Source organism: Candidatus Hydrothermales bacterium (assembly GCA_039630235.1).
In the GTDB taxonomy this organism is placed as follows: Bacteria; Hydrothermota; Hydrothermia; order Hydrothermales; family JAJRUZ01; genus JBCNVI01.
In genome coordinates this window covers 1-691 of sequence record JBCNVI010000055.1, presented here as the reverse complement: position 1 = coordinate 691, position 691 = coordinate 1, and the positions used below count along the sequence as shown (strand labels likewise).

The following is a 691-nucleotide window of genomic DNA, read 5'->3' as shown; positions in this document are numbered from 1 at the left end:
GATTCATAAAACACCGTTTTAATTAATAGTACTTAGAGCAAATATTATGCCAAAAATTAAAAATCTTTAACAATAAGATTTAATTTTTTTTATAAGTTAGATAGTATTAACTAATTAGCATATTCGAAATATCTAATATTTCAAAATTTAATATCACTTTCATTTTGAAATGAAATGGTTAACTCCTTTGTAAGTGTTATAATATTTTGGCAAAGCTTGGAAGTAGGAGTTAAGATGGAAGAAGTCAAGAAGGTTTCCATAGAGGAAGAGGTTAAAAGTGCTTACATAGATTATGCTATGTCGGTTATAGCCGGAAGAGCTATCCCGGATGTTAGGGATGGTTTAAAACCTGTCCAAAGGAGAATAATGTACTCCATGTACGAGCTTGGGCTCCTTCCAGGTAAACCTTACAAGAAATCTGCAAGGGTTGTAGGTGAGACTTTAGGTAAGTACCATCCCCATGGGGATAGTTCTGTATATGATGCCTTGGTAAGGATGGCTCAGGACTTTACAATGAGATATCCACTGGTAGACGGTCAGGGGAACTTTGGATCCATTGACGGAGATCCTCAGGCAGCAATGAGATACACAGAAGTTCGGCTTACAAAACTTGCAGTTGAGATGCTTGAGGACATAGAGAAAAACACAGTTGATATGATGCCTAACTTCGACTCCTCCTTGCAAGAGCCAA

General features: G+C 36.8%; 1 protein-coding gene. It reads left to right on the top strand.

Annotation, left to right across the window (positions count from 1 at the left end; all coding sequences use genetic code 11):
* Window positions 1-234: 234 nt before the first annotated feature.
* The coding region (locus ABDH49_09265) for a DNA gyrase subunit A (GenBank protein MEN3047126.1) at window positions 235-691 on the top strand (457 nt) is incomplete at its 3' end.